The following is a 17,285-nucleotide window of genomic DNA, read 5'->3' as shown; positions in this document are numbered from 1 at the left end:
TCCTGCCTTTCGGAAACTAGTGACTATAACCACTTGTATCGCATTATAAGGAACGTTTTATCCTGTACTATAGTTACTGAGATGTATCCTCCTTCTCTATAAAAAAACTTTTATATCTGTGGGTTTCCACCTGTGATCCTTAGAAAGTTATTCTAATTGATAAGCGTTATACTCTTGTTGAAGAGGAACATAGCTATGAGATTCATAGACAAACTTAAGCAGGTCCAAGAGGCCAACAATACTCTGTTATGTGTAGGGCTGGACCCTGAGCTTGATTTCCTTCCAGAAGGATTTGAGAGGTCGCACAAAGGAGTGCTCGCCTTTAGTCATGCAGTGATAGATGCAACATCAGATCTAGTTTGTGCCTACAAGCTCAACTTTGCTTTCTATGAGGCTATGGGTGCGGACGGCTTCAGCCTTCTGCAATCGACGTTAGAACTTATTCCAAATGGGGTGGTGACCATAGCAGATGCGAAAAGGGGTGATATTCCCAACACCGCACGTATGTATGCTAAGGCCATATTCGAAGTATTAGGTTTTGACTCTGTTACCGTTAGTCCCTATATGGGACTAGACTCAATGATGCCATTCTTTGGATACCACGAAAAAGGGGTATGGGTTCTATGCAGGACATCGAATGCGGGGGGGGCCGACATCCAACTGCTTGAAGTGGACGATACACCTCTGTACCAAATCGTGGCATCTATGGTAACAAGAGGTAATCATGCAGCAGATGTAGGGCTAGTAGTAGGAGCAACCGCTCCGGACGAGCTGGAACAAGTAAGAAAGATCTCCCCTAAGTGTCCCTTACTTATTCCAGGCATAGGCGCACAAGGGGGAGACCTCGTTGCGGCAGTAGGAGCTTCTCGTTCAGGTCCTGTAGTAATAAACGTGTCTCGATCGATAATTAATGGCCCCGTAGATGGGATCAGATCCAGAGCTGAGAAGCTATGGGCAGAGATAAATGCTCTAAGAGTTGGCTATCCATAAGTAGACAGCTACAATCCGCTAAAGCCATCGCTTGCGTTTGAAGTAGTAGTACAAGATAACAGTAATCAATAACATCACAAAAAGTACGCCCGGATAGCCGTAGCGCCAATGCAGCTCAGGCATGTGCTCAAAGTTCATACCGTATATACCCGCAATGAGCGCAAGCGTCATCAATATGATCGACCATGATGTGAGTGTTCGTACAGTTATGTTTAGATTATTGGAAGCTACGGTCAAATAGGACTCGAGCACGCTATTGAGCAGATCACGATATAGATCAATGGTGTCCGTTACCCTCATAATATGATCGTATACATCCTGAAAGTATGTCCGGACATCTCCTTCAAGCAGTGCTGATTCCGTCCGGCTAAGATAAAGGAGTAGATCTCTCTGTGGACCAAGCACCCTCCTTAGCTGTAGCAGCTCCTTACGTAGCCTGAATACCTCTCCCTGAAGTGTGATCTGTTTTCCCGAGAATATATTTTCTTCGAAACTCTCTATATGGTCGCCCAAAGTATCTACTAGCGGGAAGTAGCTATCGACAATTGAGTCAATCATGCTATACAGCAGCACTCCTGCGGAGGGTTTGAGCTTGGAGATGTTCTGTTGCCATCTCCGAGCTACATCATCGAGCTCAGATATTTCCTTCCCATGCACCGTGACGATATAGTTACTGCCCAGGAATATATCTAACTCTACCTCTTGTATATCCACTTGCTCAGGAATAAATCGGGCAGTGTAAATAACAATAAAGTAATAGCTATCGTACTGATCAATCTTAGGTCTTTGCCAAGGTTTGAGCGCATCCTCGATCGAGAGTTCATGGAAGCCAAACTCTTCCTGAAGCTTTTCCATCTCGTTCTTGCTGGGAGAGATTGCATCTACCCACAGCAGGTTATCTTCTCGAGATATGATATCGCTTATGTCTTCGATATTTATGTTGGGAACTAACTCACTACCTTCTTTTGAGAGCATTATCTTGAACAAAGTAGATCTCCACTAGCAAGATTCCTAAAAGATTACCTTCATGGTAAAGCTCAATCTGATACTTTTGTTATCTACTACCTAGAAGGGATCGCAGCTCAAATTGTTCATCTGCAAGCCGCTTAGGGTCTACAGGAATATCCCTTGCGATGATTCTCCTAGATACGGAGAGTTCTCGAGGTCTGTTCACAGCAAGCGTAGCCACCAAACGATCGTCTGAAATATAGAATGCACACCAGGAGTTTGACGTTTTATCTCCCCTAAGGACCACCTGCTGATAGTCTTCTGGATATCCAACATACTGGATATGCAAATCGTACTGATCAGACCAGAAGAAGAGCACCGGAGAATATGACTCGCCTTTACCCAGAATACTTCGAGCGGCAGCAACTCCTTGGTTCTGAGCATTATCATAGTGCTCGACACGCACGAACTTCTCGACACGGGGATAGAACCACCTAGTTACATCGCCAGCAGCAAAGACCCCTGGGACAGAGGCCCTGCAGTAATCATCTACCAGAACACCATCGCTCATTTTGATGCCTGAACTTGCTAACCAAGAGCAAGCCGGAGTCACGCCTATTCCTACCACTACAAAGTCGCAATCAAGCTTCTTGCCTGAGCTAGTGATAACCTGCTCTACTCTGCCAGCACCTCGGAAACCAGTTACGTGCTCCTCTAGGTGTATTTGTACCCCATGAGACCGGTGCACCTCAGTAAATGTAGCTCCAATATCTTGCCCAAAGGCTTTCTGCATTAATGCAGATTGTAACCCTACGATTGTTACCTCTAGACCCATCTGCATGAAGGAAGCTGCGAGCTCACAAACTATAAAGCCAGAACCCACAAGGACAACCCTTTGGGCTTTTCTTGCCTCAGATCTTATATATTTAGCATCATCCAAACTACGCAGATAAAATATGCCCTCCAGGTCATTGCCGGGGACCTCCAGCTTCTTGGGAGCAGCCCCTGTACAGAGCAGTACTGAGTCATAGGTAATCCTGTTACCATTGTTCAACACAAGCACTCTCTCACGAGGGTGAAGTTCTACAGCCCGCTTGCCAAGTATCAGCTTAACCTCGTTATCAACATAAAACTGATCAGGTTGTAGATAGAGGCTATCCTCACTTACCTCACTTCTCATGAACGCCTTTGATAGTGGAGGACGCTCATAAGGTCTGTGAGGCTCTTCACCCACGAGAATTATCTCTCCATCAAATCCTTCCTGGCGAAGGGCTTCCACTGCCCTACCACCTGCCAGGCTGGCTCCCACGATTAATACCCTTTCCAACTTGCACTCCTCAGGTCACAATATCTCCCGAAACTATCTTACACTTAGAGAACTATGCAAGGACTAAATAAAAAGTCCCAATATCCGACCTAGATGTAAAAGTTCATGATACAACAACCTATACCTTGTGAGTCATAAGCTATTTTCTGATAAATTGCTGTGTAACACCTTTTACTTGGAGGAGCACATGCCGAGAGAACTTATTGCCACCGCGCCTAGAACACCGGCAATTCGTGAGTATGATGACCCGCCCCTTGGCCCTAAGCAAGTACGCATACGCACTGAGTTCGCATCCCCGAAACACGGCACGGAACTGGTAGCATACAGGAACGACCCAGAAGCAAATCGTCCATATGACCCTGATTCAGGTGTGGTCAAACCAATATCATCTGAGGAAGGTTTGAAGAGGTTCCCATTTAGACTGGGGAATATGGCAGTAGGAACCGTCACTGAGATAGGTAGTAAGGTAACTAAGTTTAGGGTCGGTGACAGAGTATTTGGCCATTTGCCCATACGTGAGACGCATACAGTGGATGAATCGGAGGTAGATGCAGTCCCCAAAGGGATATCCGATGAAGCATTAGTATGCCTTGATCCCGCTGTAATGGCTATGGCGATTAGGGATGCCAGAATAGATCTTGGAGATAGGATAGCAGTATTCGGACTTGGTGCTATAGGCCTAATGGCGATACAGATGGCTCGACTTGCGGGAGCAGATATGGTAATAGGAGTAGACCCTGTAGAGACTAGAAGGAAGTTAGCTGAATCCTTGGGAGCCGATATCACTCTGGATCCAACAGTCGGCGATGTCGGGGTAAAAATACGCGAGCTTACGCCACCATATGCCCCTATCGAAGGCACATCACCCAGGAGAGTAGTAGGGGGATATAGAAGTGCATCTCAGGACAGGAGTGGCTCAGGCGTAGACGTATCAATCGAGGTTAGTGGCAACATTATAGCACTGCAGCAGGCTATTAGATCAACGGGATTTGGTGGCAGGGTATGTGTACTCTCTTTTTATGGCAGAGATGCTAGTGGCTTATACTTGGGTGATGAATTTCACATCAACCGTATTGAGCTCATATCAGCGCGCTCAGAGAGCCTGCCTATGAGGGAATATCCTCGCTGGAATCTCGATCGATATGTTAGCCTTGCAATCAAGTGGCTAGCAGAAGGCAAGCTTAGAGTTGAGGGGATAATACATCCTGTAGTGCCCTTTGATGACGCTCCCGAGGCATATAAGCTAATAGATGAGCATCCAGATAGGGCGATCAAACTGGGAATAATCTTCCCTTAGCGTCCGTTCTATGATCACAAAGGGTATTTCAAATCAAGCTGCTTGCCGCCATTCTCGAAGCAGGTGTGCGCACTCTTGCAGGGCAGATTCAAGTTCACCTGCTATACGACATTCTATACCCAGGTAACCGTCATACCCTATTTCTTTCAGCGCTCTAAAGTCTTGAGTGAAGTCTATATGCCACCTGCCAGGTTGTAGACAATTACTATCAGCTACATGCACGTAGACGATTTGGTCTGCTGTGGCTTTTATGCTCTGGGTTATATCAGCTTCTTCTATGTTCATATGAAAAAATCGCCCATTATCCTCACTCTTGGGCTTATGTCGAGAGCCAGGTTGCAAGCATCTTGCAGAGTGTTGACTAGATGTGCTTCGTATCGGTTGAGTGGCTCCAGGAATATAATCGTGCCCCCAGTCTCAGATAGTTCCGAGAGCTCCCTCATTTGCGTTATAAATAACTCTCTCTCCAGCTCTACAGCATCCTTATAAGGAGAAGAGGTCAGGCAGCAGCGGTTTGGTCCCGAACTGAGGTACGAGCAGCACCCAATTCAACAGTTGGCAAGATTCATGGCTATTTCTCTTACAGCAGCATCCGGAGAGAGCAGGTCAGCAGGGCCCAAGATGTTGGCAACGTATACAGGGCTGTCGGCAAATACTGAACGGAGCTCCCAGGCAGAGAGGATTAAAGATGCGCCGTGCAGCTCAATACCTTCTATGCCGATATCGGACAGCCGTTCCAGCCTCTTGCGTAGAGAGTCCCCTGGTACCATTTCCTTCTCTGATAGCCAGCTTCATGAGCGCTTCCTGAATGTCTATATAGTAATGCGCTGTGCTTCAATTGCCCACTCAGGTCCTGCAAGCAGAAGTCTCGTAGTTTCTTCAGATATGGCAAATTCAGCGTGTATGGATGAGGTATTTGTAGCAACGAAAGTGTTAAGCCCCTCGGGAATCATCGATATATCCAACTCGCCAGGGATAACAAAGCGTAATACATCTCGATCAAGAGTTACGGTGACCATATTGCTTTCTGCAATATAATCGCCGACAAAGCCCTGCAGGTACGAGCGGTCGTATAACTCCTCTGCAGCTCGACGTCTGAAGACTACCTCAGAGACGGACACTTCAAGCGGAATACTAACTCTATCTACTATTCCTCTAGAATTAGCTGTAAATGTGGCAGGCAAAGGGTTAGGTAACTTCTCAAACTCTAATAGAAAAGTATTATATTGATAGTGGCTAACCCTTCCTGACAATTCATTCAGTCGTACTAATAGGCTCCCATCTTCCTCTTGGGAAATATGCAAGGTCCCATACCCAGGGTGGCTATAGGTACCGGTATAGTCTTCTAAGTTATGTGGACAGGCTGCATCAGGCTTCCTGTCCTTTTCTCTGACCTCGCGCCCCAGAGTTGTCATTTTCCTATACTGTTCCTGCTCAGATTCAAGCCTAGCATTCCAGTCCAGCGGGCTCATACCCAAAAGCCTGTCGTAGATTCCGAAAGTAATTGCTTGTGGAGCTGGACTCTGCCCCATATTTGACAGCACCACCAGACCGATGTTCAACTCGGGACAGAAGCTGGTCAGAGCAGAAAATCCATCTATATTGCCTCCATGATAAAGCAACCTATATCCTCTGTAAGTCTGCGAAACCCACCCCAGACAATAATCCTGATAAGATAGCTCCTCATACCTGGGAGGAGTACCTACAGGCATGTGTGGAGTATGCAGCTTTTCCAGAGAGCTTGTCGATCCAAAGACATCGCGAGTGGAATATCCCAAGTGAAATAGCAACCACTTAGCCATATCTCTTACACAGGAATTTATCGATCCTGCTGGTCCCATAGCTTCCAAATCAAAAAAGTCGGTTCTTCTTACTGCCTCGCTCTCCTGCACATAGGGCAGAGCATAATCGGCCGATAGCTGTGATGCCCGCACAGAAAAGTTGGTATTGCTCATGCCCAAAGGCTTCAAAATGTGTGTGAGAACAAAATCCTCCCAAGTCATTCCTGTAAGTTCCTGGATCAGGTAGCCTGCTACCACATACATTAGGTTTTGATATTGCCAGGCAGAGCGCAAGTCCTTGCTAGGTTCAAGATACCGCAGACGTGACAGCAGATCCTTCCGGGACAAATTAGGAGCGCTGTACCATACCAAGTCGTGTCTTGGCAAACCAGAACTATGAATAAGCAGATCGACTGGGGTAATCTTTGCAGATGCGTCCCTATCATATAGCTCGAATGATGGTATATACTCCTTGACCGGGACACTCCACTGCATCAGCCCACGCTCCACTAACAAAGCTAGGGCGGTAGCTGTGAATGCCTTAGTACAGGAACCTATAGCGAACAGGGTGGATTCTGTTGCTGGTAGTGCGAGGTCTACATCTCTTTGTCCAAAACCTTTGAGCAGCTCCTCTTTGCCCTCGATGACTACTGCCAAACCAATGGCAGGGACTTTCCACCTGTGTCGAGTTTCCTCAACCCAGTTTTCTATGGCCTCAATATCGATCCTCATAACCTCCTCCAATGAGAGCAAGCACATTTTACTATAACTTCGTTACAATGCTCTTGATAGACACCAAGGAGAGAGAAGTTGGAGGCAAACACATCTGTCAGGTTGGCTGATATACGAGTGATGAGCTTTAACATCAGAGGCGCTATCCATAAAGACGGCGAGAATGCTTGGGAGCACAGAGCGCCCCTGAACTTAAGAACCATTCTGTCTAATAATCCAGATCTTATAGGCTTGCAAGAAGTGCAAGAAGGTAACCTACAGAAGTACCAAGAGATGAGAGACTACGATAAGTACATAGGATCGCAGTATGGTACCAGAGAGCCATGGGAGTATGCCGCGATTTACTGGAAAAAGGACACGTTGGAAAGGGTCAATTCAGGCGGGTTCTGGCTCAATGAGGATTGCACTCAGATGGGGCTTGGATGGGATGCGGCCTGCATCCGCGTCGCCACTTGGTGCCTCTTCGAGCACAGAGCTAGTGGGTTGAGATTCTTTCACTTCAATACTCATCTAGATCACGAAGGCCGCACTGCAAGAGTAGAGGGAACGAAGAAGCTGCTCTCTCAACTAGAATCTATAGTCCCTAATGGATTTCCTGTGCTGATAACTGGAGACTTCAACTGCACCCCCCAAACCGAACCATACAAGCTCTTTATGGATGCAGGCTTTAAGGATGTCTACTTGGAGGCCGGTTGCCCAGAAGATGAGGGGGGGTTCACATTTCATAGGTTTACTGGTAAGCCTACACACTCCGGCAGGATAGATTGGATACTGGTAAGAGATGGAGATACCAGGTGGTACATCAGGAGCTTCCACCTCGATCGAACTGGTGAGCCTCCAATCTTCCCTAGCGATCACTTCCCTCTGATCGCAGATCTATCTTTAGGTTGATAATAATCTTATGTAAGGTCAGCCATCTTATGATTAGATCAGCTTCTCTAATCGCCTATCGGGATCTTTTCGTCCATCTAAGGTTGCATTTCCAGGTATTGCTGTCACCTGTATACCTATGGGGATGGTTGCTTGCTGGAGGAAGGCTCGGCCTAGATCAGGTGCTGGGATACATAGCACTACATGTGTTCCTATACGGCGGCGCTACAGCCTTCAATTCCTACTATGACCGTGACACAGGTCCAGTAGGGGGCTTGTTGCATCCTCCGCCTGTAAGCCGGTATCTACTACCATTTTCGCTGGCATGCAAGCTCATAGGCTTCCTCCTAGCCTGTACGGTTGGGACTGGGTTTGCTCTGGTGTATGTAGTATTTACCGTTCTGTCTTTGGCTTATTCCCATCCTAGTATAAGGTTGAAGAGCTCTCCATGGAGCAGTACTACCGCTATCGGCTTTGGGCAAGGGTTAGTTGTATTCCTAGCAGGATGGCTGGCGGAAAAGGGGAACTTGTCTGGTGTAATGTCGATCAGAGGCGCTCTTGGAGCCATGGCAGCCATATTTATCATACTAGGTCTATATCCACTTACACAGATATACCAGATAGAGGAGGATACGCAACGAGGTGACAGGACGCTTGCCGTCGCCATTGGTCCTACCAAGTGCTTCATATGGGCGATAAGTTTACAGATCATTGGTGGATTGCTGCTAGCTTATGTGCTAGCAAAATCATATAGCGGATGGTATGCGGGCATTGCACTGGCAGGTACTGCTCTACAAGCAATCCTCCTGACTTATTGGTCTAGAAGGTTCGACGAGGGAGCAATCATTAGCAACTACAGGCAGGTAATGCGTCTGAGCGCTGTCACGGGTATATCCCTCACAGCTTATCTACTGTGGTTGATAGCTATCTACTAGATAGGCAAGAGTCCATGGTTAGCTATTCACCTTTAATCTCCTGAGTTGCCAAATGACTACGGAGGCCATTAAAGCAGTGGCTATAGAGCCCACTACAGGTTGTATTGGAGCCCAGAAGTGCAGAGCTCCACTTGCACCCACCAAGAGCAGTACCAACTTATTGCATGTGGGGCATCCTATCGCAAGGAAGGAGAGCATACCACTTATGGTTGGCCTGTGCATGGAGTTTAGAGAGCATCCCTTTCTGGTAGAGAGGTAACCCCAAATACCAAACAGCAAGGCGTTCACGCACAGCAGCAGGTAATCGAATAATCGCACTGGTGTCATACGAGTGAACAAGGGATTCGGTATAACGTCCGTAGGGATCCCAACCAAGAGCACGAAAACTGTTGCCGACGTTATGGAAGTCATAAGTGGGTGCCTCAACATGGCTCATACACCGTCCACAAATAAACGATTGGGATTGGATCTTCTCGCTCCAAATTGACGAGCATAAGCTATGATAGCAGCTGCTGAGGTAAGCAAGGAAATGCAGGCCCCCCAAGGAATTATCACAGCTGAGAAATCAGGGATGCGAATCATGAGGTTGAACACGCCCACAATCAAGCAAATAATCGATGGATAGAGGCTATTGATGCCTCGTAGCTTGGTTTGCACGATAGAAAGAATAGTTGCCGCCGTAAAAGTGCAGACGCCAGCAAGTATTAACCAGAAAGACGCTTCCGACCAGAACCGTACGTAGAATGCCTTGTGTTCGGGTGATATATACCACGGCATCGAGGACCACCAATAAGCTAGATCTGTCAATGTTACTGCCAGGAAATAGCCAGCCCCAAAAGCAAGTGATGAGGATACAAGCTGTGAGCACCTTGAGAATATCAGCTCGTCACCGTGACCCGGATGTGGCATATCTACTGCTATCAGAAAGATAAAGCCACCGATAGCAGTGAGTCCATGCAGGAGCACATTGGGCCCAAAGAGTGGCATAAACCCGAAAAGAGTCTCAGTAAAGGGGAACAATCCTAGCAAGGCTAGTAGGAAGAACGTAATTGTCGCGAATCTAAGCGACATGTACGCGGTGTAGTCGCTCCTGGAGGCGTACAAAACGACGCATCCGATTAGTATATGAAGTGCATTTAAAAGTAAGTTTCTGGGTAAAATGCCGAACAGATACCCATAGGCATTCTCGATGATCAAGTCGGGTGCAGACTCGGGCCATGGAGCATGAATTACGGGTATGGTACCCATGACACCCAACACGGTAAAACAGAGCCCAACCAGAGTGCTAAACGCCTTGGTCATGGTATACCCTCTAAGCCTAGGCTCACCGATCACAAGCGGTTGGTTATCTTGACCCAACGAGGCACGGATATAAACACTCTCGAAGCTCTGCCAAATAATACATAGACTTTGTGCCTAAAAGCTACAACCGGTATCCCTAGTAGCATGAGAACCCTCTTCTCTATGGGCATATAATCCCACCACAACTGCTTGCGAATCCTGTAAGTCTCCTTCCATTGCACCTGCTTTGGAATACTCAACTTCATACTCTTGCCATCACTGACCATTACAGAAAGCGACCTCTTTTCAAGCAGGTTGGGCTTCTTTCTAGGATACTCTACCCATGCGTGATCGAGGGAATACCGCAGCTTATAAGGAATACCTTTGTATTCCAGTATGCTGGCAAAGACGATCATACGCGCTTGGCAATCTCCTGCTCTGTTAGCCAAGGCTTCACTCACAGTAGGAAAATACCAGGGGACGTTATAGGTTTGCCAAGGGACTTCGTAACGAACGTAGCTATTCACGGCGCTCTCAATAGCTGCTGGATCGTCGGGCAACTTCGAAGCCATATCTGCCACAGCATGTTCGTCGATGGGCGGAGATATAGCCCTTGGAATTGAATAGAATAACATTACTGGATTGGGGTAAAGAACAAGGAAGCTCCACAGCAGATACAAAGCTATGGAGCTAGAGATATATCGGGCCCTGGTCATCTTTCCACCACCTTTCACCTGTGGCGGAATTATAAACATAGTTCCAAGTTTTTAGAAGTGTTCAGAGTTCATCGAACTGTCCAAGACTTATGCTGGAGTTATCCCCGACATTAAGGGTAGTATGACTGCCCCGTACTACTGCGCTGTTGCCAATCAGAGAATGGTAGAGAGCCGCAAACTCTATCGTGCATTCTTGGCCGAGAATGGAATCCTGGATTATAGATGACTTTACCACAGCACCTTCATCCAGGCTCACATAGGGACCAATAATAGAGTCTTCAATCCTGGCAGACTCTGGGATGTAAACAGGGGATCTAATGACACTACCTGGGAAATTGTACTCATGCTGTGGATGCTTGCTGAGAAGATATCGATTCGTCTCTAACAACGCAGATGGAGTGCCGGCGTCGAGCCAGAGGTTAATCTCCTCGGTCTCAAACTTGGCACCCTTATCTATCATTATCTGAATAGCATCCGCCAGATAAAACTCACCCTGGGTTTGCTTGTTAGAGGAAATTAGCTCATCTATGGCCTCAATTAGCTGTTCTCCATAGCGGAAATAATACAGACCTACTATTGCCAGATTGCTCACAGGTGTCTTGGGCTTCTCAACTATCTTCTTGACATACTTGCCATCAAGGACTGTAACACCAAACCTGCGAGGATCCTCTACCTGATGAACGTACAAGAGGCCATCCGATTCTACCTGTAAGAGCCTAGTCACATCTGTTTCAAAGATGGTATCAGCAAAGACTATGAATGTAGGGCCGTTTATCCACTCCCGTGCAAGCTGGATAGCATGTGCTTGTCCTTTGGGTTCCTTCTGTTCCACGAAACGAGAGTTGAAGCTGTAATGAGTCTTTATGTATTCCTCTATCTGCTCGCCAAGATATCCTGTAATAAATATCATCTCCTCACAAGGCAGAGGGGAGAGACGATCTATGATGTGGGCCAAGAGTGGTTTGCCTGCTAGGCTTACCAGTGCCTTAGGTCGAGTATACGTATGCGGCCTGAGCCTTGTTCCAAGTCCTGCAAGTGGAAGTACTATCTTCATAGGCTAGCTTCATCTCCTATTTTTTTCTTTTTGATGCTTGAACGCGATTATATCACCCTGAAGGCTAGTACCAATCCCTAGATCTGGTTTTGTTTTAGTTGTGAACCCTCATTATTGGTTGAGACCAAATTGAAAGCACAGGCTCGATCAGCCTCTCAGCCCTCATACCTGCTCATATCAGGGCAAATATTTGTCACAGTCGCGGTCATAATTGTGCCTCCATACTTGGCTGCTTTCTGATAAGCTGCCTTGAGACCAGCAAAAAGGGCATCGATATCCCCGGTAACTGTGGAGTGTGTTGGGAAGACTTGAACCTCCAGACCACTCTCACGAAGAACATCTATAGCTGCATCGACTGAGGCATAGTTCTGTTGTCCTATGGGATAAACTGCTACAAGGGCTGTTACCTTCATGTTACCTCCTTTTTGGCTACCAAAAATGCTGGTTGATTGCCTGCCCTGACCCCAGCTTTGTCAGCTTCATCAAATGGTGGGCGTGCATCAGGTGCCAGATGCACGCATCCTTTGACTTCCTCAGATTCTATCCCCAATAGCCTCCCGATATCTTCCCGACTCTTGAGCTTGGCGTGTGGCCATGGAGGTATATCCAAATCTCCAAGGTATCTGTATAGCGCCGCCCAAGGCGAGAGAGCGTTAAGGACGCCCAGTATTAACCTTCCCTGAGGTCTAACTATGCGCTTCATCTCAGAGATTACGATCTCTGGATAGCTGACGAACTCAAGCACTGTTATTGCAACCGCGGCATCGACGCTATTATCTGCCAACGCTATGTGTTCTGCTGTTGAGTTGATCCAGCGCACAGACAGATCTCGAGTGGTTTGGATACCGATATTGCGCATTGGGCCAGATGGCTCTATAGCTACTACGTTGACACCGATACTAGCAAGTTGTGCAGCAAACCTACCGGTACCTGCCCCCACATCTGCTATAGTCTCGCCAGCTTGTGGGGCCAGCAATGACATCACCAGACTAGTTTCCAACTGATCTATATAGTTACCAAGAGGTTCGCGGTACCATTGGTCGTACTTGGAAGCTATAGGGGCGAAATAATCCTCAAACACCTCCAGGGCCCTCCGCTTTAGACATCTAACTTGATGGCCTATTACTCAGAGCCAACAATTCTCCTATCAACCGGTCCTTGAGAGTCCACACTCTGTCTTTCAACCTATGCGTGGTAACAATACGAATCCTACGCTGGTAAGATTCGTAGGCAGAGAGGTCGTGAGAGCGCATGCCTGTGGCCTCGCTCCAGGTCATTATTTGATTCAAACCTATTGGTGGCTTGCGAAAAACCACTAAGGCATCCACATCCCAACGTTCAGGTTTAGGGATATCTATCAGTATTTCGTAGGGCATCACCTCCAGTCCAGTAAGTTCGGACAAGATATTAGCCAGCCTGATCTCAAGTTCCTTGCGACTTCCCGGATGGTAGAAAAGAGAATTAAGACGCTGGAAAATCACTCCAGCTTGTACAGAGAATTCTATGGCTCGCTTGTGTAGCCTTCTTGCAACCAAACTCTCGACCAGACTCCTTGTAGTATCTGGCATGTCCGAACGAAGCAGCAAAGCTATTAGAGAGTAATCATCGTGGTTCATCAGGTCGTCGGAAGACAGCGTCCCAGCATCTATAGCGTCCTGTACGGCTCTGAGCAGCATCACCATGCAGGCACGATTAGTATGATGCCAGTATACGTTGTCGAACATCTCCTGACGTGCACGGATCAATGAATGCAGAGCGCTGATACCTTTGTCGGTGATCGCCAGATGTGGAGAGCCTTCAAATTGCAGGACACGTAGAGAAGCTATAAGCCTTTCAGTATCCACCCTGCCATAGGGAACGTTACATGCATGAGCATCTCTCGGCAGATAGTCTATCTTGTCCACATCCAATGCACCTGACAGCAACGATCTATATATCAGCCATCTGCCGTTGATCTCATGTTCTGGAGATTTGTCGGGGGCTATCAGGCTTATAACTCGATGCGGGTCTACTCCCCAATCCCACAGTACAGAAGACACATCAGTGGAGCTTATCACCATGGCTCCTACTTCCTCATGAGGAAGCACCGGGGGACCTAACTCCTCGATGCCGTGGGAATACGGGTAGTGTCCTATATCATGAAGTAAGGCAGCGGCAAGAACAGTTCGGATCTCGCCAGGTTGAGGATCCTCTATCCCGCCGTTCTTCCCTAGACGTATCAGATGCTCCAAGGCCTTCCTGGCGAGATAATACACCCCCAGGGAGTGTTCATATCGAGTGTGAGTGGCACCAGGCCAGACCATGTAAACCCAGCCAAGTTGCTTAATACGCTGCAATCGCAGGAATTGAGGGGTAGATATGAGCGCACGTACGTGCTCGCCGATTGGAATTTGGCTGTAGAGGCTGTCGCGTATGACGGTGACGTCTTCGCCGATGAAGTTTTCCATTTGAGGATTGTAGCACGACTTTGAGATCGTGTGGTGATGGCAAGCATTCCCAAATAAATAGGACTAGCCTGCCATCACCTAACCTTATAGTTACTTCTCTACCGGAAGGCCCTTCTCACTCCAGGCTTTGATTCCCCCTTCAAGGTTATAGGCCTGCCTGACTCCAACTGCGGCTGCCATCTCAGCTGCGACTGCGCTCCGCTGGCCAGATGCGCAAGAAAATATCACCTTCTGGTCTGGAGACACATACTTAGTGGGATCTGATAAGAAGGTTTGCAGAGGTACGTGCCTGGCCTTGGGCATGTGACCCTCATCCCACTCATTCTGCTCGCGCACGTCTATGAGGACGGCCTCGCCGCTCTCGACCATGCGGTAAGCTTCCTCTGGAGGTATGCGGTCAAACGGTTCTTGGGTTTCTTCTTCATCCTTTGCAAGACGGTAGGGCATGTCTTTTCCTCCTGTAAAGTTTCTAGCAGCAAACTACAGGTTTCTCTTCTCCTGGCTCAGTGTTGACTATCCTGATGCCCTGCTCCCTAACATCGTTATCAATTATGTAAAAAGCCCGTAACCTGGGATTATCTCTGTCCTCAAGGCTACATATGAACTGTATGACGTCGGGGTAAAAGCGGGCAAAGTCTTTATCCATCTGCGAGGGATAAGCTTCGCTTGCGGGATGGGAGTGGTATATTCCATAAAGCTCCCAACCCTTCTCCTCTATCTCCATCATGACTTTGAACTGTTCTTGTGGCTCCATGATAAACATGGCCATAGGGTTCTCAGCAGAGTTTTTTACTCTATATACCTGCACTGGGTCGGGGTTGCCTGCTATAAGTCCGCATATCTCATTAGGCCAACCTTCCTGTGCATGCTGGACTATAGCTTCGTAGATCTTTCTAGGTAGCTCTACCATACGCCTTCAACACATCCTCTGCTTAGATTTCAACTTTATGAATTCTACCCGTTTCAACATCATAGATGGCAGGCGTAATGATCGTGTCTTTAGCTAGGAGACCAGAGCCAAGCAACTTGCGTACGTCTTCCCTCAAGCTCTCCTCGTGGCTGGTGAAGGGGAGGAAATCCAGCCCAGAGGCATCTACATTTAGGTCCTGTTTGATCTTGTCACGAAGCTGCTCGTTGGTGAAGGTGAGCATGCCACACTTTGTGTGCTGGATGATCGCTATCTCGCGAGTACCAAGCAACTGCTGGGAGATCACCAGGGATCTTATTACATCCTCAGTCACTCGCCCACCGGCATTGCGTATCACGTGAGCATCACCCAGCTCCAGACCCAGAGCACTAATGGGATCTATGCGGGCATCCATGCACGTGACTATGGCTATATGCCGACGAGGAGGTGCAGATAGATTGCTATAAGTGAAGCTTTGGGCATAGTTCTGATTATTCGCAAGCAACTCATCGAATACTGACACTTTTACCTCCCAAAACAGGGTATGATTGGGAATATTCCCAATCATACCCATGATACAAAATTCAGCCTTATAGGCTACTGAAAGATCTCAGTAGTGCAGTCACCTCCGGGAAGGTGCATTTCATGAGCCCGAGCAGTGCCGAAATCAACGTAGAAGTTCTCATCCAGCTTCATCCCGCCCTCGGGATCGCAGTCTATCTTGAGCATCCACGACTTAAGGCCCGGATAGAACTGATTATCCCACGAAGAATACAGAGAGTTGGTCACGTACAGGCGGCGACCATCCATAGATAGTTGTAGCATCTGAGGGCCGCCTTCGAGCTTGCGACCATTCATGTACACTGGCTGCAGGACTCCTCCGAGCCATACTTGTCCTGTAAGTTTGGGATTTGCTGGATCGGAGATATCGTATTGCCGGAGATCACCATGCAACCAGTCGGAGAAGTAAAGGAACCTGTCGTCCATAGATACTACTAGGTCCGTGATCAACCCAGGCACTGGGAATGGCCAGCCCTCGACGTCCTTGGGCTCAACCTGAATTACCTTTTGGGCCTTCCACTCGCCATCCTCTTTGTACCAGCGCCAGATAGCGCTGCTGAGGGCTGCACCTACAAAGCCAGTCTCAGCATCCGGGTTGTGTAACCAGCGAACCTCTAGTGGTATAAGACCTTCCTCTCCGAGATCGATGCTCTGCACTACCCTCTTCTCAGAGAGATCCCAAAAGTGTATGCTGTGGCCGTACTTACCCTCTTGGACGTCCTGTAGGTTGAAGCCATCCTGAAAAGTCTTGGGGGCAGCCCACTCACTGGAGATGAGAGTGTTCTTCCTGGGCTGATACCAGAAGTCGTAGTTGAACTGTATCTCGCCAGGATTAGCCTCCCACCTTCCCAGCACATCGAAGTTCTTGGCATCAAGCACCGCGAATCCGCCAGGAGTATCTCCGTTCTCATCGCCGAGCATGCTTATGACGACTACCTCGCCTGGCATGCAGTGTACGGTGTGGGGTGCTGAGAGGCCGGTCTTGCGCTTGATCTCCTCGCCGGATATAACCTTGGTGATCTCAGGACGACGAGGATCGGTCATGACATCTATGATATGCACGTTGGTACTTCGGAATCCTGGCACAACTATGTATTGGCGATTGAGGTTGGTGTGACAGGCGCTACTGCATACCTGCCAACCAAAGTGGTGTAGCTCATCACCCTTATTGGGCATGTATGTCCTGTGAATTATCTGGCCATAAGTATCGGAATCGGGATCGACGTCCACCACTGCCAGGAAGTCTGGTTCATCGACTCCTGTACCAGTGTGCAGAGAGGCAACATAGACTATCTCTTCCCTTGGGGCATTTAGGGCCTCTTCGGGCAATGCATAACCAACTCTATGGCCGTTGCCGTGGGAGTGATCATTATGGGACTGCATCCTTGCTACCTCCTATAACTTTACCTATAACTTTAAATAATTATGGGAGGCGATGC

At 48.0% G+C, this 17,285-nt stretch carries 20 protein-coding genes; 4 read left to right on the top strand and 16 right to left on the bottom strand.

Annotated features, from left to right (window positions below):
• The first annotated feature begins 195 nt into the window (after nt 1–195).
• Complete coding sequence (pyrF, locus tag N2245_RS11640) at nt 196–990, top strand: orotidine-5'-phosphate decarboxylase (protein WP_494536906.1); 795 nt, start codon at nt 196–198, stop codon at nt 988–990.
• 18 nt (nt 991–1,008) lie between these two features.
• Here the strand turns inward: pyrF and corA are convergent, their stop codons facing one another.
• Nucleotides 1,009–1,977, bottom strand: coding sequence for a magnesium/cobalt transporter CorA (gene corA / locus N2245_RS11635; protein WP_494536905.1), 969 nt, complete (start codon nt 1,975–1,977; stop codon nt 1,009–1,011).
• A 67-nt stretch (nt 1,978–2,044) separates the two neighbouring features.
• On the bottom strand, nt 2,045–3,265 hold the full coding sequence (locus N2245_RS11630; protein WP_494536904.1) for an NAD(P)/FAD-dependent oxidoreductase: 1,221 nt from the start codon (nt 3,263–3,265) through the stop codon (nt 2,045–2,047).
• 187 nt (nt 3,266–3,452) lie between these two features.
• Here N2245_RS11630 and N2245_RS11625 point away from each other — a divergent pair, with 187 nt between their 5' ends.
• Nucleotides 3,453–4,562 (top strand): zinc-dependent alcohol dehydrogenase, encoded by a 1,110-nt coding sequence (locus tag N2245_RS11625; RefSeq protein WP_494536903.1) that lies wholly within the window; start codon nt 3,453–3,455, stop codon nt 4,560–4,562.
• Nucleotides 4,563–4,595: 33 nt separating this feature from the next.
• On the opposite strand, the gene N2245_RS11620 is transcribed toward N2245_RS11625, so the two are convergent.
• From N2245_RS11620 to N2245_RS11610, 3 genes are all read right to left on the bottom strand, one after another.
• Entirely contained in the window at nt 4,596–4,847 is a 252-nt protein-coding gene (locus tag N2245_RS11620) for a hypothetical protein (protein ID WP_494536902.1), read from the bottom strand.
• A 263-nt stretch (nt 4,848–5,110) separates the two neighbouring features.
• Nucleotides 5,111–5,332: a hypothetical protein gene (locus N2245_RS11615; RefSeq protein ID WP_494536901.1), complete on the bottom strand. Its 222-nt coding sequence runs from the start codon at nt 5,330–5,332 to the stop codon at nt 5,111–5,113.
• Between the two features lie 42 nt (nt 5,333–5,374).
• Nucleotides 5,375–7,075 carry a serine hydrolase gene (locus N2245_RS11610; protein WP_494536900.1) on the bottom strand — a complete coding sequence of 567 codons (1,701 nt, stop codon included), beginning with the start codon at nt 7,073–7,075 and terminating at the stop codon, nt 5,375–5,377.
• Nucleotides 7,076–7,153: 78 nt separating this feature from the next.
• On the opposite strand from N2245_RS11610, the gene N2245_RS11605 reads away from it, so the two are divergent.
• Both N2245_RS11605 and N2245_RS11600 read left to right on the top strand, forming a co-directional pair.
• On the top strand, nt 7,154–7,966 hold the full coding sequence (locus tag N2245_RS11605; protein WP_494536899.1) for an endonuclease/exonuclease/phosphatase family protein: 813 nt from the start codon (nt 7,154–7,156) through the stop codon (nt 7,964–7,966).
• A gap of 29 nt (nt 7,967–7,995) precedes the next feature.
• The gene (locus N2245_RS11600) at nt 7,996–8,880 is read left to right on the top strand and encodes a UbiA family prenyltransferase (RefSeq protein WP_494536898.1); all 885 of its coding nucleotides are present in this window, start codon (nt 7,996–7,998) and stop codon (nt 8,878–8,880) included.
• Between the two features lie 18 nt (nt 8,881–8,898).
• On the opposite strand, the gene N2245_RS11595 is transcribed toward N2245_RS11600, so the two are convergent.
• From N2245_RS11595 to N2245_RS11545, 11 genes are all read right to left on the bottom strand, one after another.
• Complete coding sequence (locus N2245_RS11595; RefSeq protein ID WP_494536897.1) at nt 8,899–9,291, bottom strand: hypothetical protein; 393 nt, start codon at nt 9,289–9,291, stop codon at nt 8,899–8,901.
• Between the two features lie 21 nt (nt 9,292–9,312).
• A complete protein-coding gene (locus N2245_RS11590; protein WP_494536896.1) occupies nt 9,313–10,182 on the bottom strand; it encodes a DUF4383 domain-containing protein in 870 nt (289 codons plus the stop codon).
• Nucleotides 10,183–10,211: 29 nt separating this feature from the next.
• Entirely contained in the window at nt 10,212–10,877 is a 666-nt protein-coding gene (locus tag N2245_RS11585) for a transglutaminase-like domain-containing protein (RefSeq protein WP_494536895.1), read from the bottom strand.
• Nucleotides 10,878–10,938: 61 nt separating this feature from the next.
• The gene (locus N2245_RS11580) at nt 10,939–11,931 is read right to left on the bottom strand and encodes a sugar phosphate nucleotidyltransferase (protein WP_494536894.1); all 993 of its coding nucleotides are present in this window, start codon (nt 11,929–11,931) and stop codon (nt 10,939–10,941) included.
• A gap of 155 nt (nt 11,932–12,086) precedes the next feature.
• Nucleotides 12,087–12,344, bottom strand: coding sequence for a YkoF family thiamine/hydroxymethylpyrimidine-binding protein (locus N2245_RS11575; protein ID WP_494536893.1), 258 nt, complete (start codon nt 12,342–12,344; stop codon nt 12,087–12,089).
• Nucleotides 12,341–13,012, bottom strand: coding sequence for a class I SAM-dependent methyltransferase (locus N2245_RS11570; protein ID WP_494536892.1), 672 nt, complete (start codon nt 13,010–13,012; stop codon nt 12,341–12,343). The genes N2245_RS11575 and N2245_RS11570 overlap by 4 nt, the downstream gene beginning before the upstream one ends.
• 25 nt (nt 13,013–13,037) lie before the next feature.
• The gene (locus N2245_RS11565) at nt 13,038–14,378 is read right to left on the bottom strand and encodes an HD domain-containing protein (protein ID WP_494536891.1); all 1,341 of its coding nucleotides are present in this window, start codon (nt 14,376–14,378) and stop codon (nt 13,038–13,040) included.
• 90 nt (nt 14,379–14,468) lie between these two features.
• The gene (locus tag N2245_RS11560) at nt 14,469–14,825 is read right to left on the bottom strand and encodes a rhodanese-like domain-containing protein (RefSeq protein ID WP_012875251.1); all 357 of its coding nucleotides are present in this window, start codon (nt 14,823–14,825) and stop codon (nt 14,469–14,471) included.
• A 22-nt stretch (nt 14,826–14,847) separates the two neighbouring features.
• Complete coding sequence (locus N2245_RS11555; protein WP_494536890.1) at nt 14,848–15,288, bottom strand: M67 family metallopeptidase; 441 nt, start codon at nt 15,286–15,288, stop codon at nt 14,848–14,850.
• A 22-nt stretch (nt 15,289–15,310) separates the two neighbouring features.
• Nucleotides 15,311–15,853 (bottom strand): beta-class carbonic anhydrase, encoded by a 543-nt coding sequence (locus tag N2245_RS11550; RefSeq protein ID WP_494536952.1) that lies wholly within the window; start codon nt 15,851–15,853, stop codon nt 15,311–15,313.
• Nucleotides 15,854–15,882: 29 nt separating this feature from the next.
• A complete protein-coding gene (locus N2245_RS11545) occupies nt 15,883–17,229 on the bottom strand; it encodes a selenium-binding family protein (protein WP_494536889.1) in 1,347 nt (448 codons plus the stop codon).
• Nucleotides 17,230–17,285: the final 56 nt, after the last annotated feature.

Source organism: Thermobaculum sp. T2p (genome assembly GCF_059335935.1).
Note: the sequence above shows the minus strand (reverse complement) of the source record. Positions and strands in the feature narration are given on the sequence as shown.